Source organism: Furfurilactobacillus milii, from assembly GCF_009864005.1.
GTDB lineage: Bacteria > Bacillota > Bacilli > Lactobacillales > Lactobacillaceae > Furfurilactobacillus > Furfurilactobacillus rossiae_B.
In genome coordinates this window covers 25,124-48,195 of the sequence record NZ_WEZQ01000020.1, presented here as the reverse complement: position 1 = coordinate 48,195, position 23,072 = coordinate 25,124, and the positions used below count along the sequence as shown (strand labels likewise).

Below are 23,072 nucleotides of genomic sequence, written 5' to 3'. Positions count from 1 at the left end.
TTTTCGTTGCTGGAGTTCAGCTTTGTCAGTGAAGGGTTATGTGAAGTCGGCAAATTAAAAATGAGTCGATATTAATGACATCTAAATGGATGAAAAAAGGGGTAAATTAACATGAATAAAAGAATTCGTCGTATTTTGTTAGGGACTGCATCTGTACTTGCGTTAGGTTTGGTATTAGCGGGTTGTGGCAAGTCTAGTTCGGCTAAGACGACAACAGTTAAAGTTGGTATTGTTGGCACCGACGATGAAAAGATCTGGAAGCCAATCGCTCAGGATGTTAAGAAGAAGGGCATTAACCTAAAAATCGTTACCTTCACTGATTACACTCAACCAAACCAAGCGTTGAATGATAAGCAGATTGACCTAAACGCCTTTCAGCATTATTACTTCCTAGACCAGTGGAACAAGGCGCACAAAGCAGATTTGACACCGGTTGGTAAAACAGCTGTTGCACCACTTGGATTATTCTCAAAAAAGCTTAAGAAGGTTTCTGAATTTAAGAAGGGTGATCAGATTGTGATCCCTAACGATGCAACTAATGAAGGTCGTGCCTTAAACTTATTAAAGAACGCTGGTTTGATTAAATTAGACAATGCTAAGTTACCAACGCCTAAGGACGTTACCTCAAATCCAAAGCATTTGAAGATTACGGCGGTGGCTGCTGACCAAACACCACGTTCGCTCGACTCTGCCACGGCCGCAGTTGTCAACAATACTTACGCTGTTGACGCTAAGTTGAACATCAAGCACGCCGTTTACGCAGAAAAAATCGACAAGAATGTTAAACCTTACATCAACATTATCGTGTCCCGTAAGGCTGACAAGAACAAGAAAGCCGTCAAAGAAATTGTTAAGGCTTACCAAACCAAGAAGATTGCTGATATCATCAACAAGGACTTCAAAGGTACTGAAAAGCCAGCATGGAATTTGGACATTAAGTAACTTCCTTTGTATTATTTAAGACAAGCATGGACTGCTTTTACAGTTCATGTTTGCATACATAGAATATTTTAAGTATTTGCATTGAATCCGAATTAGGAAAGGAACAACCATTATGGCAGCAAACGCACCGATTATTGATTTAAAGGGCATTGATGTAACGTTTAAGGAGGCTGACCGCACTGTGCGGGCCGTTAAAAATGTTGACCTGGAAGTCGCCAAGGGTGACATTTACGGGATCGTTGGCTATTCTGGCGCGGGTAAAAGTACACTCGTGCGGGTGATTAACCAATTACAACGGCAAACATCTGGCAAGGTGACCGTTAGTGGTCAGAATATGGGTGCCTTAAAGGGAAAGGCGCTGCGTCAAGCACGGACAAAGATTGGCATGATCTTCCAGCACTTCAACCTGATGAATGAGCGGACCATCGGTGACAACGTCATGTTTCCACTATTGTTGGGTTCTAAATTGAGTCGGCATGACAAGCAAGCTAAGGTAGATGAACTCTTGGACTTAGTTGGCCTATCTGAAAAGAAAAATGATTATCCGGCCCAGTTATCTGGTGGCCAAAAACAGCGGGTGGCAATCGCCCGGGCATTGGCAAATGATCCGGAAATTTTGATCTCTGACGAAGCGACGTCAGCACTAGACCCTAAAACAACGTCATCAATTCTTGATTTGCTGAAAAATTTGAATGAAAAGTTAGGATTGACGGTTGTGTTGATTACCCACGAAATGCAGGCAGTTAAATCCATCTGTAACAAAGTGGCCGTCATGCAGAGTGGCGAAATCGTTGAACGAGGCGACTTGCTGACGATCTTCTCCAAACCAACTCAGCAACTGACGAAAGAATTTATCGAAACGTCCTCTCAGATTGATGCTGCCTTGGCAAACGTTGTTGCTCAGCCAAGTATCCAGCACTTACAAGCAAACGAGAGACTGGTCGTACTTTCCTATGCGGGTGCATCGACTGATGATCCCCTGATAGCCCAACTGTATGAGCAATTTAAAGTTACGCCAAATATTTTGTTCGGGAATGTCGAGATTCTACAAAATACGCCAGTTGGTAATTTGGGCTTGGTATTAAGTGGAGAAGGCGATGCCGTAGATAAGGCATTGGCTTACGTGAAAGAACAGGGCGTGACTGTTCGGCAAATCAGTGTCGCGGAATATCAGGCGGAACTCGCACGCAAGGCTGCTGAAGCAGACACCAACGACGAAGGGGAGGCATAAGCATGACAACTATTTTAGCAACGGATTTTTGGACATCCATTATGCCAAACGTTGTGGCTAATAAGGACGTCTTCATCCAATCAACGTGGGAAACAATTTACATGACGCTGGTCTCCGGAATAATTGCCGGCATTCTTGGAATTATTATCGGTATTGCGTTAGTAGTTACAGCTCCAGGTGGCATTCTGGCAAACCGGACGACATACTGGATTTTGGATAAACTGGTAAACATCTTCCGATCCATTCCTTTTATCATCTTATTAGCCGTTATCGCACCATTCACGCGGTTGCTCGTGGGTACCTCAATTGGTACTACCGCCGCTTTAGTGCCTTTGACAATCGGCACCGCACCATTCTATGCACGTCAAGTTCAAAATGCCCTAGTCGATGTTGATCGTGGCATTATTGAAGCTGCGGAAGCGGTCGGTGCTTCACCAATGCAAATTATTTTTCGTGTTTATTTACGTGAAGCACTACCTGATTTAATTCGAACATCGGTTGTCACCGTTATTAGTTTGATCGGACTTACTGCAATGGCTGGTGCCATTGGTGGTGGTGGCCTTGGGAATACTGCGATTAGCATCGGGTATGACCGTTTTGAAAATGACATCACCATCATGGCGATGATTATCATTCTAGCTATCGTGTTTATTATCCAAATCTTAGGTGATTTGTGGGCTCGTAAAACTGACCACCGTTAATTTGAATTTTACGAACAAATGGCAGTGATTTCGTTACGACTTTGGGTGCACAATGCGAAATGGCCTCGTCATTTAAAGTCTTGAGCACAATCCTCGTTTTTTGAAAGCATTCTATTTCCCAGTTCGGGGATAGGATGTTTTTTTGTTTATCCTTCTTCGCAAAATGATGCGGATATGACATTAACTAATTTTTGTTGATGAATGGGGCGCAACTGTTGGTCGGTCATGATGCGAGTGTTAGACTGAACACAGATAGCGTAATGAACGTGAATCAAAATTTTGTAAAGATAGGGATGATGACATGAATTGGAATTCCACCCGTCGGTCCTTTGACTGGTATAGTTTCATTCTTGGCGTATTATTTATCATTGCAGCGGGAATTGCTCTTGTGGATCCCGCATCGAGTTTAATGGCATTGGTGGCCATTTTTGGGGCCGTTGCATTACTCAGAGGTATTTATGAGGTATGGTTCCATGATGACGTCCGGCGGCTTCTGGGGCGTTCTCCTGTGTGGTTGTTGTTTATGGGAATTTTAGACATTGTAATTGGGGCATTTTTAATCTTTCATTTAGGCATCGGAATGCGCTTATTACCAATTTTCTTTGCAATATGGTTCATTGTTGATTCATTGACCGGTTTGATTACGTCAGGGTTAATGCGTTCGTTTGACAAACGGTATTTCTGGGTCAGCATCGGCTTAGATGTACTCGGTCTTATCGTGGGTATTTTATTATTACTAAAGCCAGTGGTAGCTGCACTAACCCTAGCTACACTGATTGGCATCTACTTCTTCATTGAGGGAGTTCTTCACATTATGCGGGCTTTCTAGAAAAAATTAGCGCAATAAAGGGGACCTTGGGTAATGAAGCAAACAGAGACAAACGCTCCGGTTCATAATCGGGGCCTCGTATGGTTGATCAGTGCCATTGTCGCTGCTGTTGTGATTGCAGTTGCGGCGGTTGGTGGCACTGTGCTGTATAAAAATATGACAACAACGAATTATGAATTGGTTGATGCCGCCCAACCGTTGACGTATAAGGGTAAAACGGTCACAGCACACGGGGTAGCTTCGTTCTCGCACAAGCAGGCAACCATTACTTCAATGAGTTTTGGCCGTTCTGCAGTGGTGGTAACGGTGGCTCATTACCAGTTTGATAGCAACAATAAGAAAAAGGCTAAGCCTAACAATATTGCGTTAGCTATCTATCAATTACCACTTGGTGATTTTGAACGCACATATGCTAAGCAATTGGCCACTAACAAGCAGGACAATGTTATTGCGATCAATCAGACGATGAAAGTTGTTAAACCGCAGGCAGGCGTTTACATCGATCATTTGCAGGCTAGTGACCAAAAGCGGCTTAATATCGATGCAACGAGTAGTCAGGCGACGTATCAAAAATTGGAGGATGCGTATGCGAGTGCAAGTCGCAAAGTAAAAACACATACACACTTTACGCCAACTAAGCGGGTGTACCAGCGAGCCCATAAATTAAATGCTGGCCAAACTAAACAATTTACAAAACTGGCTGATGCCGTTAAATATATGCAAGAAAAAACTGCCCAATAATTACTTGAGCAGTTTTTTGCGCAGCTAGGAATAAATTGTTATGATTTTGTAATTTCTTGTTTCGAAAACGGTAGACACCTTGATTACATCGGATTCTCTATATTGTCAGAAACATCAAAAGGGCCATATAGACATTAGATTACTTAAATTTTTCTGAAATTTGCACAAATGTTTGCGATAATAGTACTCGATAATCAGTTAAGGGGATGACAACTGGTAAGCACGTGGTGCCAGATTGTCATCGAAACTTTGAAATGAGGGACAAATAACGTATGAGTACACAGCACCAATCTGCACCAAGTGGGGGAAAACGTTACATCAGTAAAATTAAAATCGCTGCATTAGCGGTGATGGCCAGTTTAATGACCATCAGCGTTGCGAGCCAACCTGCGAAGGCGGAAGCACATCATCATTCAGTCGCAAAGGTGGCCACCCAAAAACAGAGTAGCAAAGCACAGGCTACATTTTGGCAAGATCTTGGTTATCAAGGGTCTTACAAACGGCAAAGTACACTAGGCAAAAAGCAGATGTTGAATAATACGCTGCTGGTCGTCTTTACAAAAGACCATCAATTTAGACAGCGTGTGACCACTTCGTTAAGTATGAACGGTATTCAAGAACAAGTGACGGATGGGAAAGTAACACAAAGGGGCGACGTGTTAACCTTAGTGCCGAAGTCGACGGCAACTGCTGTTTATAAGACTGAGGCGGACTACAAGAAACATGCAGCGTCCAACTATCACCGCAGTGGTGAGGCCTTTAAGAGCCAACTTATCTTTGCGAAAGATGGTCAGCCTTTGCAATACCGGGTTGATGCAAAGCACAAGCGGTTAACTGGATTGAAGAATAAAGTGACCGTTTCAATGAAACAGTCATCGGCGAATACCTTAGCAACAGCTCAAGCTTATATTAAGCCGATTGAAAATCATTAGTCGTTTAGACTAGCTTTATTGCAGTGTTAGCGGTTACAATTATCTGTGAAGGAGTTGTTTAACATGGCAAAAAGTGAACACAAGAAAGTACAAAGTGAGGATGACATCATAAAGGGGAAGGTTTACGACTACAAGCGTGTGCTTGTTGGTGTTGATGATTCTCCGGATGCACAACTAGCTTACCAGTACGCGGTCAAACAGGCGAAGGAAGATAAATCCGAGCTGGTTATTGTTAGTATCCTTGAAGAACAGGATGTTAATGTTTTTACTGCGTTAAGCAAGGAAATGTTGGATCAACAACGAAAGACGATTCAAGAACGATTAGATAAATATCATCGGGTCGCCGAAAATTCAGGGGTTAAGTCTGTTAAAACGTTGATCGCTGAAGGTGATCCTGGTGAAACAATCGTCAAGCAGGTCATCCCACAAGTTGATCCAGACCTTGTAATTGTCGGCTCATTGTCTCGTCAAGGGGTTGCCAAGTACTTTGGTAGCCAAGCGGCTTATGTGGCCAAATATTCACCAGTGTCCGTGCTGGTGGTTCGCTAATTAAATTCAATTTTGTTTTGCTGTACCCCACAATGAGGTGCAGCTTTTTTAGTTCTATTAATTGCTGGCATTAATGTAGAACTGTAAATGGCGCTTACGGTTGTCAATAGTGACACGCTCGTCGTGGGACCGGTTCGAGCCTCCTGAAAATCGGAGTCTTTCACCTCGCCACAAAGCCTCGCAAAAACCGAGTCTCGGTGACCGTCCGTGGTGTAAATTCGGAAAACCACCTCATTAACACCACTCTCACGACTCGGTGCCACTATTGACGCTCTCCGCTCACGTATCGGCAAATTTTGCGGCTAGTATTATTAGAAAACCGTATCGACATAACAGAGTCCTAATTAGTCATTATCAGCGCAACGGCAGTACGCGGTATGCTGACTTGCCATACTCGAGGAAGTTAACTCAGTTTGGTATAAGCAAAGAAAAAGGATGACACCCAAGAGGGCATCATCCGATAGAAAAAATTTATTAAATTAAGCTTTATCAACCGCGTGACCACCGAAGCCGTTACGCAATGAAGAAACAACTTTACCAGTAAAGGTATCGTTTTCCATTGAACGGTAACGCATCAATAGTGACATAGCGATAACAGGGGTTGCTACTTGTTGGTTCATAGCTTCTTCAAGAGTCCACTTACCTTCACCAGATGAGTGCATAGTACCCTTGATGTTGTCTAACTTGGCGTCGTTAGCAAAGGCATCTTGAGCCAATTCCATCAGCCATGAACGAACAACTGAACCGCTGTTCCAAAGACGGGCAACGGATTCGTTATCGTAGTCAAACGCACTGTGTTCAAGCACATCGAAGCCTTCACCGATGGCTTCCATCATACCGTATTCAATCCCGTTATGAACCATCTTGAGGTAGTGACCTGAACCAGCTTTACCAGTGTAAAGGTAACCATCTTTTTGGGCGATACCTTCATACAAAGGTTCGAGTGTTTTAAAGGCAGCGGCATCGTTTCCACCAATCATGAAGTTACCGTCGTGACGGGCGCCAGATTGACCACCAGAAGTACCACAGTCGAAGAACTTGATGCCTTTTTCTTCAGCCTTTTGAGCATCTGCAACAGAGTCCTTCCAGAAGGAGTTACCACCGTCGATGATGAAGTCACCTTCGTCAAGTAAGTCTAACAGTTGGTCAATCGTCGACTCAGTTGGCTTGCCGGCTGGAACCATAACCCATACGACTTTTGGTGATGGTAATTTGGCAACCATGTCAGCAAGTGAGTCGGCACCTTCAGCACCAGCGGTTACTGCTTGGTTAACAAAGTCCTTGTTTAAGTCAAAACCAACAACTTCGTTTTCATGATCCATCATGTTTTCTGCTAAGTTCAGACCCATTTTGCCTAAACCGATTAACCCTAATTTCATTAGAAAGCTCCTCTTTTAAAATAAATTGTCTGTTGCACATGTTGATTATATGAAAATCATTTACAAATATCAAGATAAACTTTTGAAAAAAGGTTTCAAATTGTTTTCGAAAAGTGCTTCAAATCCGTTTGTATCATAGTTTTGCTTGCATTCAAAACTTATTAGCATTACGCTAAACCGAGATTGAAGACGTTTACATATCACTGACACATGGAGGTTACAACTAATGCTTATTCAGCAGGTTCACATCAACAATCAGAGCGATTTACAAGATGTTCGAATTGAAGACGGTGTTTTTAAAGCAATTGATCAGCATTTAACGCCTAAAGATAACGAGCAGGTGATTGACGCAACCGGCAAATTATTATTGCCACCATTGATTGATCCACATGTTCATTTGGACGCTACCCAAACAGCTGGAGATCCTGAATGGAATCAATCTGGTACATTGTTTGATGGTATTCGCATTTGGTCGGAGCGAAAGAAAACGTTAACGATTGAAGATGTTAAGGAACGGGCAAAGGAGACCTTGCGCAAGCAGATTGCCAATGGGATTCAGATTGTGCGTTCACACGTCGATGTAACTGATCCTTCTTTCACCGCCTTAAAAGCGCTCTTGGAAGTTAAAAAAGAGATGGCTGATGAGGTAGAACTGCAACTGGTTGCCTTTCCACAAGAAGGCATTTTGTCGTTTCCTCGTGGTAAACAGTTAATGGAAGAGGCCGTTAAGCTGGGGGCAGACGTCATTGGCGGTATTCCTCACTTCGAGTTCACTCGTGAATATGGGATCGAATCGTTACATTTTATTGGTAACTTAGCTCAAAAGTATGACCGCCTGATTGACGTTCACTGTGATGAAATTGACGATCCCGCATCCCGTCACTTGGAGACTTTGGCAACGATTGCATACGAAACTGGGCTGTCTGATCGGGTTACTGCTAGCCACACAACTGCACTCGGCTCTTACAACAATGCGTATGCTTATAAATTATTCCGTTTGCTACGGATGGCAGACATTAATATGATTGCGAACCCGTTAGTAAACACCAATCTAGGTGGGCGTTTTGATACTTATCCTAAACGTCGTGGGATGACGCGGGTCAAAGAACTTAACGAAGATGGTATTAATGTTGCTTTCGGTGAAGACGATGTTCGTGATCCGTGGTATCCAATGGGGAATGGCAATATGCTAGATCCTGTTTCAATGGGCCTTCATGTTGGTCATTTAATGGGCTATGACGAGATTAATGGGTCATATCAATTTGTGACCAGCCATGCTGCTAAGGCGCTGCATATTACTGACCATTACGGCATCGAGGTCGGCAAGCCTGGTAACTGTATTGTTTATAACAACAGTGATTTCTACAACGTACTTAATGAACATTCAGAAGTGTTGTATTCAATCCGTGGCGGTCGTGTCATTGCACAGACAACGCCTAAAGTTACTAAACTGAATTTTTGAGTTTGTGAATTTTGAAAGTGATGAATACAGCTATTAAATTCACAAACGGAATTTCCACTTGTGAAATAGACTAGCGTTTATCATTTGGAAACGTCATCTAAATACGATGGTGTCAAACAAAGGCAGCCTCAATAAAGAAGATGCCTTTTTATCACAAAATATTTAATCATTTGTGAAAAGTGTGGTACGCTGAAATCATGATTTTTTCACAAGTGAACGTATTTGCTGACTGAAAGACGGTCGCTACGTCACGGATTAATTAAGGAGATTATTCATGACTGAAGAAACGCGTTACGGCGCTGATGCCGTTGTTGAAAGTTTGATTAACCATAATGTGAAGTATGTCTTTGGTATTCCTGGTGCTAAGATTGACCGTTTATTTGAGCGTTTGGCTCATCCAACTGATCCACAATCGCCTAAGCTGGTTGTCGCACGACATGAGCAAAACGCGGCCTTTATTGCGGCGGGGATTGGCCGACTTACAGGCGAACCAGGGGTAGTTGCAGTTACTTCAGGACCAGGAGCTAGCAATTTAGCAACTGGTTTAGTCACTGCAACAGCTGAAGGCGATCCCGTAGTGGCCATTGGTGGACAGGTTCCACGTAAGGACTTACTACGGCTGACTCACCAAAGTATGGCTAATGCGGCCTTGTTTAAGCCAATTACGAAATTTTCTGCGGAAATTCAAGATCCAGAAAATATTTCAGAAGTGTTGGCTAATGCGTTTGAATCTGCGACTGCCGGCAAACAAGGAGCGAGCTTTGTTTCTTTGCCACAGGATGTGGATGATGCCGAAGTTACCAGCCCAGCGTTAGAACCATTGCAGGCGCCCGTTTTGGGACCGGCAAGTCCTGCCGATATTAGTTTACTGGCCCAGGAAATTCGTAGTGCAAAATTGCCCGTTATTTTGGCTGGCATGCGGGCTTCTTCACCAGAAGTTACCAGTGCGATTCGCCATCTCGTGACAGTTGCCAACATTCCTGTGGTTGAAACGTTCCAGGGTGCCGGAATTATTTCTCGCGATTTGGAAGCCGACCACTACTTTGGTCGTGTTGGGTTATTCCGGAATCAGCCAGGCGATCGTTTGCTAAAACAGGCCGATTTAGTAATTGCCATTGGTTATGATGCGGTTGAATACGAACCGCGTAATTGGAACGCTGAGAAGCAGGCTCGCATCGTGACGATCGATGCGACAGCAGCTCAGTTGGATCAACACTTTCAACCGGAAACACAGCTAGTGGGCGACATTGCCCAGACGTTGGCCATCTTACAACCAGCAATCAAAGGGTATCAGCCCAGCGCCGCTGCCAAACAGACGTTAGCTGAATTTCATGAAGAATTAACGACGCGGGATCAAAACTTCGAAGCAAGTGATGAAGACGCAACTGTGCAGCCATTAGCGCTCGTGGCAGCTCTGCAGGATCACGTTACCGATGATATGACTGTGAGTGTTGATGTGGGGAGCCATTACATTTGGATGGCGCGTCATTTCCGCAGTTATGAACCGCGGCATCTGTTGTTCAGCAACGGGATGCAAACATTAGGTGTTGCCTTACCATGGGCAATCGCTGCGGCACTGGTACGACCAAATCATCAGGCTGTTTCTGTTTCAGGCGACGCCGGTTTTTTATTCTCCGGTCAGGAGTTAGAAACGGCGGTTCGCTTAGGGCTCAACATTGTGCACATTATCTGGAATGACGGTCACTATGATATGGTGAAGTTCCAGGAAGAAATGAAATATGGTGTAGATGCGGCGGTTGATTTTGGCCACGTTGACTATGTTAAGTACGCTGAGGCCTTTGGTGCAACGGGATTACGGGTTAACAAGCCAACTGATTTGAACAAAGTGCTGGACCAAGCCTTTGCGACTAAGGGACCGGTAATTGTTGATGTGCCCGTTGATTACTCACATAATCAAGAGCTTGGCAAGACGCTGTTGCCAGATCAATTCTAGAAAACATTGATAGCACAAAGGGAGTTTAGGTTAATGAAAGATACGGAAACGTTATTTCAGCACGGAACCTTGGCACTGTTAGTTCCAGGGCTGTTCGACGGCACAATCACAACGAAAGAACTGCTAAACCATGGTGATACAGGCATTGGCACACTAGCCGGTCTGGATGGTGAAGTAGTCATTGTTGACGGACAGGCCTTTCAAGCTGCGGCTGATGGTTCAGTCAACACGGTCAATGGTGATGCGACGATGCCATTCGCTTCAGTCCATACGTTTGATAATCAATTGCCTAAGACGCCATTGGCGGCCATGACAATGCCAGCATTTACGACCTGGTTACAAACGACAGCTGGTTTGAAAAATGCCTTTGCGGGCATTGTGATGACTGGTATCTTTAACCGAGTACACGTACGGGTGGCACCTAAGCAAACCAAACCGTATCCACCGCTGACGACGGCGACTGCCGCTCAGCCGGAATTTACGCGAGAAAATGTTCAGGGAACTGTTGTTGGTTACTTTGCCCCAGCATTGTATGCGGGTGCGACTGTCGGCGGCTTTCACTTGCATTTTATCAGCGACGACCATCAATTTGCCGGTCACCTGCTTGATTTCACCGTCATGACAGGCGAGGTGACCGCGCAAGTATTACCAAACTTGATGTTACATTTGCCGACAGATAATGCTGACTTTATGAAAGCTGACATCGAATTATCCGGTTTAAATGATGCTATCAATGAAGCAGAAAAATAGTGCTCTTAGAATTTGTTGAAGAAAAGCGACGCTGAATTCCCACTTTCATGGGTAATTCAACGTCGCTTTGTTTGCTCTAGAATAGCTTTTAAAATCTTGAAGCTAAAAGGTCGATGGAGTGAAGTTGTGGCGAAACAGAGTTCCGTGTCGGCAACACTTAATGGGGCGGTTTTACCCATTTAGTGTTGCGGGATGACTTATGAGACGTGGTTTTCGGCTCATAATCAAGGTGGAAAACCGCGTTTTACGCGGGTTGAGACCGGTCCTCAGGAAACGGCGTTTCGCAACAACGTAACGGCATTATGGCATTATCAAGTTCCTTAATGAAATGAAGCTAAACGTCCAGTGAGCCGGAAAGTAATTGATCGATGACATTAAGAACCCCTTCATCATTGTTAGAGTCTGTCCGATGCGGTGCCTTTGCCAGCACATCAGCATGAGCGTTGGCCATGGCATACCCGTGCGGTGTCATCGTTAACATGTCGAGATCATTCTCATTATCACCAAACGTCATGATCTCATCATTTTGAATACCGTAACGTTCTTGTAAATGCTGTAAACCAGTTTCTTTTGATACTCCGGAAACACCAATATCTTCAGTGTTAAAGCCAGAATTCATGGCAGATAAACCAGGTTGAAGTTGATTGATCATTTCTGGAATCACTGCCTCGGTGTTAACCGTTTGATCGAAACTAACAGCGATTTTAACCAGTTGATCATCCAGAGTCGCAGGATCGACATCAAAAAGGTGGTCCAAACGAATCAGTGAATTATAGTATCGTTTGATCAATTGGAAAATTGGTTCTGGCGTTTCGCTATCCACGTACGCGCGGTTAACGCCAGATAATGTCGTAAGTGCCATTGGCTGTGGGTAATGCTGTTTCAGTACCGCCAAGGTTTGATTAACTAACTGATGAGGGATTTCACTGGCAAATAATAATGCATCGCGAGCATGTACAATCGCGCCATTATCTGAGATGAAATCCATTTGATCTTTGAAAGGTAGAAACTGATCAACAAGTCGTTGAAATTGTGAACCGCTGGCCGCGGCAAAATGAATGCCCTTTGCACTTAACTGGCGGAATTGTTGTGCAAATCGAGCACGATTGTAGTCATTTTCGTCATTTAGAAAGGTGCCGTCCATGTCAACGGCAATGAGCTTGATGGTCATATTGGGAAACTCCTATTCAATAAGATATTGTAAGATGCAAAGCTAACTTAGATATTTAGTGGCAATTTGTTTGTATACATCAATTAAATGTAAATAATCGATTAAATCGACATATTCGTTAACCCGGTGAGCAATGTCCCACCGACCGGGTCCGAGGACAATAATGGGGAATTTGTTATCTGCTTTAGTATATTCAGAAGCATCCGTAGCACCGTGAATCACGGATAGTTCTGCAGGCCGTTTTGTAGCTTTCGCTAAGGCATCACTGGCAATCTTAACCAGTGAAGATTCACGATCTGAGATAACAGGGAAGAAACTGAAATCGACAGTCAGTTTTAACTGAACGCCGGGTTCCTGATTGAGTTTGTCGATAATTTGTTGCAGTCGGTCAATGATTTTGGTGTTGTCAAATTCTGGAATAGGCCGAATGTTGCCCTCTAAGTGCGCTTGACCAGGAATTGAATTGACCTGATCACCGCCGTTGATGACAGTGACAGAATGAACAACTGGACCCAGAACGTCACTGGTTGGCGCATCGTCAAATGCATTGTTTTCTTCATTAATAAACTTGACTAGATTGGTAATGGCATTGATGCCTTTTTCGGGCATGGAAGAATGAACGGATTTACCAATTGAATCGACAGAATAATCAATGGAACCGTTATGAGCAAAAATAATTTGATCACTGGTTGGTTCGCCAACAATCATGGCGTCCACGTGATCGACATAGCCTGCCTGCGTTAACATTCGTGAACCGGGGGCACCATACTCTTCGCCAACAGTAGCTAGAAATTGTAGTTTACCGGTTTTGGGTAATCCGGCATCATGCAGGTCGATCAGAGTGGTGACCATAGCAGCGAGACCGCTCTTCATATCTGCTGCACCGCGACCAAAAAGTTGACCATTCTCAACGTGGGCTGCCAACGGCGGAAAACGCCAATCGTCATGTTCGTCAGCCGCTACAGTATCCTGATGACCCGTCAACATTAACGTTTTGCCGGGTTTACCCGAGTCCAGTTCAGCAAAAAGATTTGTTCTGCCATCCTGATAAGGGATTTTTTTCGCTGTAATGCCGTGCTGACCGAGTTCAGTGATGATCCTGTCTGACATGGCTTCTTCATGACCATTGCGAGAATCAATTTTGATGAAATCTGTCAATAACGTTAATACTTGTTTTTCTTCCATATAATCTCAAACCACCTTTTCTAAACCGATTACATCCTTTATAGCACTTATTTCGACTAAAAGTGGCGGTTTGTGTAAAAAAGCTAATTTAAGCTTATTCGTCCTGTTTGACGATCTTGAAATTGCAACTTGATGCGGAAAACGAAAATAACTGAAAATCAGTATGGAATGTTTCATGAGAATTGTGCAAACGTCTGTGCCATCATAGACCAATCTTCCAAATCCCTTGGTATATAAGCAATTAATAAAGAACCAATTTTGATAATTGATGAGAGAAAAAACGGCTTTTAATTATTTTCTCATAATATATGGGTTGTCGAGCTAATTGTGAACAGGTATGGTGTGAAGCATAGACCAATTGACATAAACATGTACTAAAGGCCTATATACTTAGATTGAAAAGGTGATACCAATGGACGAAACAAGAATTAATCAATTAGGTGTAGAACTTTATGCTGACGGTGCAGATATTGACCAAATGGTCGATGCCTACAAATCAGGTTTAGTGACTGGTTTTACAACCAATCCTTCTTTAATGAAGGCTGCCGGAGTTACAGACTACATTGAGTTTGCACATCAAGCTGTTGCTAGCATTCCTGATTTACCAATTTCATTTGAAGTATTCAGTGATGATTTTGGCGATATGGAAGAAGAAGCACATATTATCAGTCATTTTGGAACACACGTGTATGTGAAAATTCCGGTCATGAATTCTTTAGGTGAATCAAGCATTCCGTTGATTCACAAATTGTCTCATGATGGCATTAAGGTTAACGCAACTGCTATTTTTACGGAAGAGCAAGTTCGTCATGTACGCGATGCTCTTGATGAAACAACAGGTGGGATTGTTTCTGTCTTTGCGGGCCGGATTGCTGATACTGGTGTGGATCCGCGACCATTAATGTCCAAATATGCTGATATTGTTCACTTTAAGCCTAACTTGAAACTGTTGTGGGCAAGTCAGCGGGAAGTTTACAACATTATGCAGGCGGCACAAACGCACACAGACATCATTACTTGCACGCCAGATTCATTGAAGAAGCTGACGTTATTGGGCAAGCCATTGGCTGAGTATTCATTAGACACAGTCAAACGTTTCAAAGCCGACAGCCAGGCACTGGGCTTTAAAATCTTGACTAAGTAGCCACCGACTTATGACTGCCATTAATTTTTATTGCAACACACGATTTTGAGAAAATAACACGACAAAACGGTCATCACTATCTCTGGGAAAGGTAGTGATGACCGTTTTGTGTCCATTAAGTTGCAGCGTTAAAAGAATTCAGGAAAATGAGTCTGAAGCTTGGCTGCCAAACGTTCACGGTGTTTGTAAAGAGTCGGCCTGGAAACATGAGGTGACTTAGCGGCCCGACTAATGGTCATTTCTTCATCAAGCAAAAGGCTTAGCAACTTTTTTTCTGTCGGCGTGCAAGTCGCGATTAATCGGTTTATAAAATCATGGGTTTCCATGTCAATCGCTGTTGCCTCCGTGTTTTGGAGCTGGTTGACTACAGTATCACTGAGTTCACTTTGATGGCTTAATCGACGTGTACTAGCGCGCAACCAGTCTAAAAGCCGCCAGTAGAGCCGTTGGTAAGCATAGCGACGTAAGGCGTCGGCATCGTGGTCTCCGAAGTCATTCACATAGTCTTTAAATACCTCCACGTAGATGAGGCGGCCCTCAGAAACAGCATCGTCAAAATTTGGATCTCCAGGGCGTACGTTGAGACGTTTTAGAACGCCATACAGAACCCGGCTGTTACTTTCGTGTGTGATAAAGGCGAAGGCTTGTTGTGTTAATTGTTCATCTTCATTATGAATGGGCATATATTTTCCTCATTTGATTTTGATCGTTGCCTTGTACACAGACACAGTCCAAACGATTATTTTTTTCGTCGAAGGCCGTTGACGTAAAGGAGAATAACGTGCTGGTGAACAATACACCATGCTGCAAATTCAAACTGAGGGATAGCAAACAAAACATGTGAAATCGCTTTATCATTTGGACTAGACCAATATATTCGAAACTGGTATCTAAATCTGTTTAATCAATATATGGCTGCTAGTCTGATGGGAATTAACGGTATGAAAGATTGTAAATTTACTAAACGGATATAAAGCGCTTAATCGTTATTGTGAAAATATTTTCTAAAATATTGTGGACAAATGTTCATAGCTCCTGATATACTGATATCAGACAAATGAAAGGGGTTTCATAAGATGACATTAACTGTTGCGCAACTCGCAAAATACATGGATCACACAATGCTTAAACCAGAAGCAACTTCGGCAATGATTGATAAAACTGTTGCGGAGGCTCGCAAATACAACACTGCTTCCGTATGTATCAATCCGTACTGGGTTGCTCGTGTTCACAAAGGACTTGAGGGAACAGACATTGCCACTTGTACTGTAATTGGTTTCCCACTGGGAGCTTCAACGACCGCAACAAAAGTTTTTGAAACCAATGATGCCATTGATAACGGTGCCGACGAAATTGACATGGTTGTCAATATTGGCGAATTAAAATCTAATCATGATGAAGCTGTGTTAGCAGACATTAAAGCTGTAGCAGAGGCTACTCATGCTAAGGGTAAATTGCTTAAGGTGATTATTGAAAATGCATTATTAACGGATGAAGAAAAACGGCGGGCTTCCGAGCTGACCGTTAAGGGTGGCGCTGATTTTGTTAAAACCTCGACTGGATTTTCCACTTCTGGCGCTAAGGCCGAAGATGTTCGTTTAATGCGTGAGGCAGTTGGTCCTGACTTTAAGATTAAGGCAGCCGGTGGCATGCACAGCTTGAAGGATGCGTTAGCAATGATCGACGCAGGTGCCAATCGTTTAGGTGTCTCTGCATCAGTTGCGATTCTTGAAGAAGCAAAGGCACAAACGGCCACAGTTTAACAAAATACATTTTCAGCGAAAATGTAAGCGCTTGCTAAACGAAAAAGTTAAGTGATTTTAGATAACCGCTCATTAATATGGGCGTAAGCGAGACAGGAAAGGACTTTCAAAAATCATGGCATACAAACGAATTTTTGCAATTGTAATGGATTCAGTTGGTATTGGGGAGGCCCCAGACGCAGCGGACTTCGATGATGTGGGTGCTGATACACTTGGACATGTTGGCGCGTTTTATGCAGGAGACTTGGCACTGCCAAATTTAGGTAAGTTGGGACTGAGCAACATTCGTCCCGATAAGCCGATTCAGGGTGTACCAGCCGCTGATCGAGCCATTGGTGCATTTGGCAAAATGCGTGAAGTTTCTGCTGGTAAAGATAGCATGGACGGTCATTGGGAAATGATGGGGCTGCCTGTTAGAAAGCCTTTATCGACTTTTCCAAACGGATTCCCGGAAGAAATCATTAAAAAGTTGGAAGATTTCTCTGGCCGCCATGTAATTGTCAATAAGCCTTATTCAGGAACTGACGTTATTCACGATTACGGTGAACAACAGATGAAGACCGGCGAATTGATCGTTTACACCTCTGGAGATTCGGTGCTTCAAATTGCCGCCCATGAAGATGTTATTTCTGTTAAAGAACTGTACAAAATTTGTGAATATGCGCGTTCACTAGTTAATGGACCAGAATGGACAATTGGCCGGATTATTGCGCGTCCTTACGTTGGCCCTGACAAGGATCACTTTACTCGGACGGCTAACCGTCACGACTTCAGTCTAGAACCAATTGGCGAAACGGACATGGACCGCTTAAAGGCGGCTGGACTTGATGTGATTGGTGTGGGTAAAATTAATGACATTTTCTCCGGCCATGGCATTACCAAAGGCTACCACAATGAAAGCAACATGGACGGAATGGATCATGTGGATGAAGTTATGGCTAGTGACTTCCATGGCTTTTGCTTTACGAACCTAGTCGATTTTGACGCAATGTATGGTCACCGCCGTAATCCAAAGGGATTTGGTCAGGCTTTAATGGACTTTGACCAACGGTTGACCAAGGTATTGGCAAACTTAAAGGACGACGATTTGCTCATGATCACAGCTGATCACGGTAACGATCCTGGCTACCGTGGTACAGATCATACACGTGAATTTGTTCCGTTGTTGGCGTACTCTCCATCTATGAAACACGCTAATCAGTCATTGGGCATTCGTCCAACGTTTGCTGATATGGGCGCGACAGTATTGGAAAACTTTGGTGTGCAAGGGAATAGTGAAGGCACCAGTTTCTTGAGTGAAGTCAGCAATGGCGAAACGGTAAAATAAACCTTTCGAATGAGGAGGATGCACAATGAGTACACATATTGGTGCCAACATGGGCGATTATGCTGATACAGTTTTGCTGCCCGGAGATCCACTGCGGGCAAAGTATATCGCTGAGAACTTTTTGACCAACGTTAAACAGGTGAATTCGGTTCGAAATGCTTTTGGTTATACAGGTGAATATAAAGGCCACCGTGTTTCCGTTCAAGGGTCAGGGATGGGAATTCCATCCATGTCCATTTATATTAATGAATTAGTTAAATTCTTCGGTGTGAAAACAATCATTCGGGTCGGTTCGTGTGGCGGCATGGCGCCGGATGTCCACTTACGGGATGTGCTGTTGGCATCAGGCTCAACAACTGATTCTGCTGTAACTGCGAATACTTTTGGACCAGGCATCCATTATGCACCGCTAGCTAACTTTGAACTGCTGGACACAGCTTTTCATGAAGCTCAGAAGATGGGCATTACGCCCAAAGTAGGTGACATTTTTGCCGCGGACCGTTTCTATAATGACGAACTGGACATGAAGAAGTTGGCTGATTATGGCGTTATCGGCACCGAAATGGAATCAGCAGGGTTATACTTATTGGGTGCCAAACTTCACTTCCGTGCACTGTCTGTGTTGACGGTCAGTGACTTAATCTTTGGCGAAGAAAAAACCACGGCGGAGGAACGCGAAAAAACGTTCAACGACATGATTAACATTTCGTTAGCAACAGCGATTGCTGGTAAGTAACGCAACATTGAGTTTGAAATATTTAGGAAGACATTGGTTAATTAATAAAGGGCGAATGGTTCGGCGATTTGCCAAATCATTCGCTCTTTGTTGATTGCCCGTACTGAAATTATTTCCAGTCAAAACGTGATGTTAACTGCAATCGTGACAGGGATTCCGAAACCGTGGGACGAAAAGAGGAAATGTTCGTGGAAACAGATGATCAAAAAACGGCAGATAGTCTTAAGGCAGCGACCTTGTACTACCAAAACAATTGGGGGCAAGGCGAAATTGCAACCGAAATGAACATTTCACGTGCGACGGTTTCACGCTTATTGCAGTACGCAAGAAAAACTGGTCTGGTTAAAATTGAGATTGCTGCGCCGATGACACCAGTAGCTACGTTAACGGCGCAGCTTCAAGAAAAGTATCAGCTAGCGCATTTGCTAGTTGTGCCAACACAAGGGACGGGTACTCCCGATTTATTGTCACGTGTTGGAAAAGCGGCGGCAGAATATATTGAATCGATTATAACGACAGATGACATTATCGGACTTGGGTGGGGAAAGACCATTCACCAAGTTGCAAATCATTTGGATCCTAAGGATGTTAGCGGCATAATCGTTGTTCAGATGAAGGGTAGCGTGGCAAACACGCAGAGTAATAACTTTGCGTTTGAAAGTGTTAATACATTTGCTAATGCATTTCATACGCTGCCGCAGTACCTGCCGCTCCCAGTTATTTTCGATCACCAACAAACAAAAGAATTGGTTGAACAGGATACACACATTAAACACATTATTGAACTGGGCAAAAAAGCTGATATTGCAGTTTTTACTGTTGGTACAGTTCGCGACTCAGCATTGCTGTTTAAGTTGGGATACTTCACTCAAGCTGAACAGGCTTATTTACAAGACCATGCGGTTGGCGATGTGTTTTCTCGCTTTATTAACGCTCATGGTCAGTTGGTCGATACAAATATTGATCAGCGAACGATTGGTATTCCACTTGACGCGCTTGCCAATATTCCACATAGCGTGTTAGTGGCGGCCAATCCTGCCAAGGTACCTGCTGTACACGGTGCTGTTACAGCCGGTTATGCGAACACGTTGATTATTGATCAAGGGAGTGCAACTCAGCTATTAAATTATGACCCAGTTCACTAAGTGATGGAGGTCAGTAACCATGAGAATGGTCGATGTAATTGATACGAAACGTAATGGTGGGGAACTAACCACTGAGCAAATCGAATTTTTTATTAATGGATATACAAAAGGTGACATTCCGGACTATCAGGTTAGTGCACTATTAATGGCGATTTATCTAAAAGGAATGACAAAGCAAGAAACGGCCACCATGACAATGACCATGTTGCATTCGGGAGATCAGTTGGATTTGAGTGATATTCCTGGCGTCAAGGTGGACAAACATTCGACTGGTGGTGTTGGCGACAAGACCAGCATTCCATTAGCGCCTTTGGTAGCCTCGGTTGGTATTCCAGTGCCAATGATTTCTGGGCGCGGCCTTGGTCATACGGGTGGCACGTTGGATAAGTTGGAGGCCATTCCTGGTTTAAAGGTTGAAATTAGCGAAGCATCATTTAAACAGCAATTGCGCGATGTTGGTTGCGCCATCGTCGGTGCAACTGGAAACATCGCTCCAGCAGACAAAAAGATTTATGCATTACGTGATGTAACTGATACGGTTGATTCTATTCCACTGATTGCTGGCTCAATCATGAGTAAAAAAATTGCCAGTGGAACAGATGCCTTAGTTTTGGATGTTAAAACGGGGAGTGGCGCCTTTATGAAAACAGAGGCGGACTCAGTTGCGTTAGCCAAGGAACTAGTCGGCATTGGTAAAAGTGTTGGTATGAATGCAATGGCGGTTATTTCCGATATGAATCAGCCATTAGGGAACGCCATTGGTAACGCCTTGGAAATTGAAGAGTCAATTGCATTATTAAAGGGCAATGGCCCAGCTGATTTGCTTGATTTGGTATTAACAATTGGCAGTCAAATGGTCGTCATGGCAAATAAGGCAACCGATCTAGATGCCGCCAGAAAAATGCTACAGCAGCATATTGATGATGGCTCCGCTTTGAACAAGTTCAAAGAAATGATTATCGCTCAGGGTGGTGATGGTCGAGTGATTGAAAACCCAGCAATGATGCCTCAGGCAACATATCAAATGCCGATATTGGCTGCTCATGATGGCGTTATCACCAAAATGAAGGCAGATGAAATGGGCATTGCTGCGATGATGCTCGGTGGTGGCCGGCAGAAGAAGGATGATCAATTGGATTATGCTGTCGGTTTGGTGTTGTCCAAAAAGGTGGGTGACGAGGTTCATCAAGGTGACACGATTTTGACAATTCCCAGTAACCGAGAGGATGTTAGCGATGTCCAGCGATTGATTGAAGCAAATATTGCAATTGGTGATGAGGCGCGGCCGCTGACACTCATCCATGAGGTTATCGATTAAAGATTGGTTTTAGAACAAGTGTCGTTTGCTCAAGTAACATTTGCACTTAAGCTTGATAGAGGCGAGTTTCTTGGGTCGGCTTTTGCCATCATTGTATTAAAAAGGCATGTCGAATATTGGGTCTCACGCTTGAATCTGCGTGTGATTATTGCTAAACTACTCTAGAAAATAACTGTCCGACAGTGAGCGGACCTTTTTTGGAGGCAAGACCATGATGTTTTTGATGACGCGTTTTTTCAAACAACAAGTTAAGGGCATCGTGGCCTCTCAGTCATTTTCCGCAAATATTGTTAATTACAAGCGTTACTGACACTACTGTGTTGGTAGCGCTTTTTCTTAGCAGCAAACGGAGGAAGAGACATGAAGCAAACAGCATCAGAAGCATCACACAGTATGAGTTTTTGGGATCAGACGGCGACATGGATTGGCGCCAATGCCAACAATGGCACTTGGTATGTTGGTGGCGTATTGGCTGCACTAGGACTAGGTGGGGCGATGAAAGTATTAATGATCACCGGTCCAGTTGCTTACCTGCTGCTGGCTCTCGTTGGATATATGGGGTTTCAAACACGGCGCTCTACAATGGCTTTGACGAATGTTTCGTTCGGCCGTTGGGGTAGCGTCGGGCCGTCATTAGTTAATGTGGTTCAGTTTATGGGCTGGGCTGCTGTAAACACGTTTATTGCAGCCGGTTCCATTAGTTATTTGCTTCATGACCTACTGGGCTGGCCAGTTTTTGGTCAACGCGGCGGGTTGAAGGGCATTATCTTTGGTATTTTGATGATGTCAATCTTGCATCTGATTAGCATTTCGCTTGGTCAACGGTCCGTGCGGATTATCGAGCGTGTTGGGATTGTGTTGGTGATTTTACTGGTCTTGTGGGAAACATGGGCGGTTTTTCAAACCGTATCGTTGAATCAGTTGACTCAGTGGCAAGTGCCAATTAAGTTTCATCTGCCGACTGGTAATGCGATCGATACGTTAGCGGCGTTTAACCTTGCTTGGGTGACTGCTGGCGCGGATTTCACCAAGTTTGCAAAGAATAAGACGGCTGCTACCGTAGCGCCGTTTGTTGGCGGCACAGTTGGACTGTTCTGGTTTGCGCTCGTTGGTATCATCGCTACCATTGGTGCGGCGGTGACGCTTCACAGCTTTAATCCCAATGCATCTGACCCAAGTACAGTGGCTTCACGGCTTGGCCTAGGTATTTTGGCAATGATTGTGATTGTATTGACGAGTACCACCGCAAATGCAGTTAATCTGATGGCTGCCGGCACGGCATTAACCAACATTTTTAAACGACTTCGACTTACGCCAGCTCTATGGCTAGTAACAGTGTTGGCGACGCTGATGACATTGATTCCTTTGTGGTCTAACAGCTTTTTGGGCGTGTTCACGATGTTCTTGGATTACGTGGGCATGATCTTGGGACCAGAGATTGCCATTATTTTAGTCGATTATTATCTTATCCATGGCGCACACTATACTGATAATATGTTTGCTAACGCACCAAGGCTGAACTGGTTGGCCTATGCAAACTGGGGATTCGGAATTTTGAGTTATTTCTTGTTACGCCAAGTCGGTTGGGTAAGAAATACAATTGGTGCAACGGTATTTGCAATGCTCATTACAGCTAGTCTACATTTGGTACTGAGCCGGTTAACGGTAAAATTAAAGAATACGGTACCCGAAAATAATTAAATAAATATCGCGGGCGGGACGATTATATATTTTCAATGGTCGTTGATAATATATAATCCGTTTACAAACGTTAAACGCGACATATTGATGATGATAATGTCATTAATATGTC

21 protein-coding genes are annotated in these 23,072 nt (G+C 43.8%); 17 read left to right on the top strand and 4 right to left on the bottom strand.

Annotated features, from left to right (window positions below):
• Window positions 1-123 precede the first annotated feature (123 nt).
• The 7 genes from GB993_RS11285 (at window position 124) to GB993_RS11255 (ending at window position 5,925) form a co-directional block, all read left to right on the top strand.
• The gene (locus GB993_RS11285) at window positions 124-942 is read left to right on the top strand and encodes a MetQ/NlpA family ABC transporter substrate-binding protein (RefSeq protein WP_026017229.1); all 819 of its coding nucleotides are present in this window, start codon (window positions 124-126) and stop codon (window positions 940-942) included.
• Window positions 943-1,054: 112 nt separating this feature from the next.
• Window positions 1,055-2,173: a methionine ABC transporter ATP-binding protein gene (locus tag GB993_RS11280; protein WP_161004372.1), complete on the top strand. Its 1,119-nt coding sequence runs from the start codon at window positions 1,055-1,057 to the stop codon at window positions 2,171-2,173.
• A gap of 2 nt (window positions 2,174-2,175) precedes the next feature.
• Window positions 2,176-2,874 (top strand): methionine ABC transporter permease, encoded by a 699-nt coding sequence (locus GB993_RS11275; protein WP_017262840.1) that lies wholly within the window; start codon window positions 2,176-2,178, stop codon window positions 2,872-2,874.
• Between the two features lie 301 nt (window positions 2,875-3,175).
• The gene (locus GB993_RS11270) at window positions 3,176-3,703 is read left to right on the top strand and encodes an HdeD family acid-resistance protein (RefSeq protein WP_161004371.1); all 528 of its coding nucleotides are present in this window, start codon (window positions 3,176-3,178) and stop codon (window positions 3,701-3,703) included.
• A gap of 33 nt (window positions 3,704-3,736) precedes the next feature.
• A complete protein-coding gene (locus GB993_RS11265; protein ID WP_161004370.1) occupies window positions 3,737-4,444 on the top strand; it encodes a hypothetical protein in 708 nt (235 codons plus the stop codon).
• Between the two features lie 272 nt (window positions 4,445-4,716).
• Window positions 4,717-5,376 (top strand): hypothetical protein, encoded by a 660-nt coding sequence (locus GB993_RS11260; RefSeq protein ID WP_161004369.1) that lies wholly within the window; start codon window positions 4,717-4,719, stop codon window positions 5,374-5,376.
• Window positions 5,377-5,439: 63 nt separating this feature from the next.
• Window positions 5,440-5,925 (top strand): universal stress protein, encoded by a 486-nt coding sequence (locus GB993_RS11255; protein ID WP_162854122.1) that lies wholly within the window; start codon window positions 5,440-5,442, stop codon window positions 5,923-5,925.
• 479 nt (window positions 5,926-6,404) lie between these two features.
• Here the strand turns inward: GB993_RS11255 and gnd are convergent, their stop codons facing one another.
• A complete protein-coding gene (gene gnd, locus GB993_RS11250) occupies window positions 6,405-7,304 on the bottom strand; it encodes a phosphogluconate dehydrogenase (NAD(+)-dependent, decarboxylating) (RefSeq protein WP_161000942.1) in 900 nt (299 codons plus the stop codon).
• 226 nt (window positions 7,305-7,530) lie between these two features.
• Here gnd and codA point away from each other — a divergent pair, with 226 nt between their 5' ends.
• From codA to budA, 3 genes are all read left to right on the top strand, one after another.
• Window positions 7,531-8,766 carry a cytosine deaminase gene (codA, locus tag GB993_RS11245; RefSeq protein WP_161004368.1) on the top strand — a complete coding sequence of 412 codons (1,236 nt, stop codon included), beginning with the start codon at window positions 7,531-7,533 and terminating at the stop codon, window positions 8,764-8,766.
• 274 nt (window positions 8,767-9,040) lie between these two features.
• Entirely contained in the window at window positions 9,041-10,720 is a 1,680-nt protein-coding gene (alsS, locus tag GB993_RS11240) for an acetolactate synthase AlsS (protein WP_161004367.1), read from the top strand.
• 33 nt (window positions 10,721-10,753) lie between these two features.
• Window positions 10,754-11,470, top strand: coding sequence for an acetolactate decarboxylase (gene budA / locus GB993_RS11235; RefSeq protein ID WP_161004366.1), 717 nt, complete (start codon window positions 10,754-10,756; stop codon window positions 11,468-11,470).
• Window positions 11,471-11,804: 334 nt separating this feature from the next.
• Here the strand turns inward: budA and GB993_RS11230 are convergent, their stop codons facing one another.
• Entirely contained in the window at window positions 11,805-12,641 is an 837-nt protein-coding gene (locus GB993_RS11230) for a Cof-type HAD-IIB family hydrolase (RefSeq protein ID WP_161004365.1), read from the bottom strand.
• A gap of 42 nt (window positions 12,642-12,683) precedes the next feature.
• Window positions 12,684-13,826: an ArgE/DapE family deacylase gene (locus GB993_RS11225; protein ID WP_161004364.1), complete on the bottom strand. Its 1,143-nt coding sequence runs from the start codon at window positions 13,824-13,826 to the stop codon at window positions 12,684-12,686.
• A gap of 412 nt (window positions 13,827-14,238) precedes the next feature.
• Here GB993_RS11225 and GB993_RS11220 point away from each other — a divergent pair, with 412 nt between their 5' ends.
• A complete protein-coding gene (locus tag GB993_RS11220) occupies window positions 14,239-14,970 on the top strand; it encodes a transaldolase (RefSeq protein WP_161000936.1) in 732 nt (243 codons plus the stop codon).
• A 128-nt stretch (window positions 14,971-15,098) separates the two neighbouring features.
• On the opposite strand, the gene GB993_RS11215 is transcribed toward GB993_RS11220, so the two are convergent.
• Entirely contained in the window at window positions 15,099-15,653 is a 555-nt protein-coding gene (locus tag GB993_RS11215; protein WP_161004363.1) for a sigma-70 family RNA polymerase sigma factor, read from the bottom strand.
• Window positions 15,654-16,046: 393 nt separating this feature from the next.
• Between GB993_RS11215 and deoC the strand changes: the two genes are divergently transcribed.
• The 6 genes from deoC to GB993_RS11185 all read left to right on the top strand — a co-directional run bounded on the left by deoC (window position 16,047) and on the right by GB993_RS11185 (window position 22,960).
• Window positions 16,047-16,733: a deoxyribose-phosphate aldolase gene (deoC, locus tag GB993_RS11210; RefSeq protein ID WP_161004362.1), complete on the top strand. Its 687-nt coding sequence runs from the start codon at window positions 16,047-16,049 to the stop codon at window positions 16,731-16,733.
• Window positions 16,734-16,848: 115 nt separating this feature from the next.
• Window positions 16,849-18,060: a phosphopentomutase gene (locus tag GB993_RS11205; RefSeq protein ID WP_161004361.1), complete on the top strand. Its 1,212-nt coding sequence runs from the start codon at window positions 16,849-16,851 to the stop codon at window positions 18,058-18,060.
• 25 nt (window positions 18,061-18,085) lie between these two features.
• On the top strand, window positions 18,086-18,796 hold the full coding sequence (deoD, locus tag GB993_RS11200) for a purine-nucleoside phosphorylase (protein ID WP_017262855.1): 711 nt from the start codon (window positions 18,086-18,088) through the stop codon (window positions 18,794-18,796).
• A 182-nt stretch (window positions 18,797-18,978) separates the two neighbouring features.
• On the top strand, window positions 18,979-19,941 hold the full coding sequence (gene deoR, locus GB993_RS11195; RefSeq protein ID WP_161004412.1) for a DNA-binding transcriptional repressor DeoR: 963 nt from the start codon (window positions 18,979-18,981) through the stop codon (window positions 19,939-19,941).
• Window positions 19,942-19,960: 19 nt separating this feature from the next.
• Complete coding sequence (locus GB993_RS11190) at window positions 19,961-21,259, top strand: pyrimidine-nucleoside phosphorylase (protein WP_161004360.1); 1,299 nt, start codon at window positions 19,961-19,963, stop codon at window positions 21,257-21,259.
• A gap of 360 nt (window positions 21,260-21,619) precedes the next feature.
• Entirely contained in the window at window positions 21,620-22,960 is a 1,341-nt protein-coding gene (locus tag GB993_RS11185; protein WP_161004359.1) for a cytosine permease, read from the top strand.
• The last annotated feature ends 112 nt before the right edge of the window (window positions 22,961-23,072 follow it).

Bases quoted from the DNA above. Each gene is read 5' to 3' on its own strand.
- GB993_RS11220 (WP_161000936.1), top strand. From the start codon at position 14,239: ATGGACGAAACAAGAATTAATCAATTAGGTGTAGAACTTTATGCTGAC.
- budA (WP_161004366.1), top strand. From the start codon at position 10,754: ATGAAAGATACGGAAACGTTATTTCAGCACGGAACCTTGGCACTGTTA.
- GB993_RS11275 (WP_017262840.1), top strand. From the start codon at position 2,176: ATGACAACTATTTTAGCAACGGATTTTTGGACATCCATTATGCCAAAC.
- GB993_RS11260 (WP_161004369.1), top strand. From the start codon at position 4,717: ATGAGTACACAGCACCAATCTGCACCAAGTGGGGGAAAACGTTACATC.
- GB993_RS11190 (WP_161004360.1), top strand. From the start codon at position 19,961: ATGAGAATGGTCGATGTAATTGATACGAAACGTAATGGTGGGGAACTA.
- gnd (WP_161000942.1), bottom strand. From the start codon at position 7,304: ATGAAATTAGGGTTAATCGGTTTAGGCAAAATGGGTCTGAACTTAGCA.
- GB993_RS11230 (WP_161004365.1), bottom strand. From the start codon at position 12,641: ATGACCATCAAGCTCATTGCCGTTGACATGGACGGCACCTTTCTAAAT.
- GB993_RS11185 (WP_161004359.1), top strand. From the start codon at position 21,620: ATGAAGCAAACAGCATCAGAAGCATCACACAGTATGAGTTTTTGGGAT.
- deoD (WP_017262855.1), top strand. From the start codon at position 18,086: ATGAGTACACATATTGGTGCCAACATGGGCGATTATGCTGATACAGTT.
- GB993_RS11270 (WP_161004371.1), top strand. From the start codon at position 3,176: ATGAATTGGAATTCCACCCGTCGGTCCTTTGACTGGTATAGTTTCATT.
- GB993_RS11255 (WP_162854122.1), top strand. From the start codon at position 5,440: ATGGCAAAAAGTGAACACAAGAAAGTACAAAGTGAGGATGACATCATA.
- GB993_RS11205 (WP_161004361.1), top strand. From the start codon at position 16,849: ATGGCATACAAACGAATTTTTGCAATTGTAATGGATTCAGTTGGTATT.
- deoR (WP_161004412.1), top strand. From the start codon at position 18,979: ATGTTCGTGGAAACAGATGATCAAAAAACGGCAGATAGTCTTAAGGCA.
- alsS (WP_161004367.1), top strand. From the start codon at position 9,041: ATGACTGAAGAAACGCGTTACGGCGCTGATGCCGTTGTTGAAAGTTTG.
- GB993_RS11265 (WP_161004370.1), top strand. From the start codon at position 3,737: ATGAAGCAAACAGAGACAAACGCTCCGGTTCATAATCGGGGCCTCGTA.
- deoC (WP_161004362.1), top strand. From the start codon at position 16,047: ATGACATTAACTGTTGCGCAACTCGCAAAATACATGGATCACACAATG.
- codA (WP_161004368.1), top strand. From the start codon at position 7,531: ATGCTTATTCAGCAGGTTCACATCAACAATCAGAGCGATTTACAAGAT.
- GB993_RS11280 (WP_161004372.1), top strand. From the start codon at position 1,055: ATGGCAGCAAACGCACCGATTATTGATTTAAAGGGCATTGATGTAACG.
- GB993_RS11225 (WP_161004364.1), bottom strand. From the start codon at position 13,826: ATGGAAGAAAAACAAGTATTAACGTTATTGACAGATTTCATCAAAATT.
- GB993_RS11215 (WP_161004363.1), bottom strand. From the start codon at position 15,653: ATGCCCATTCATAATGAAGATGAACAATTAACACAACAAGCCTTCGCC.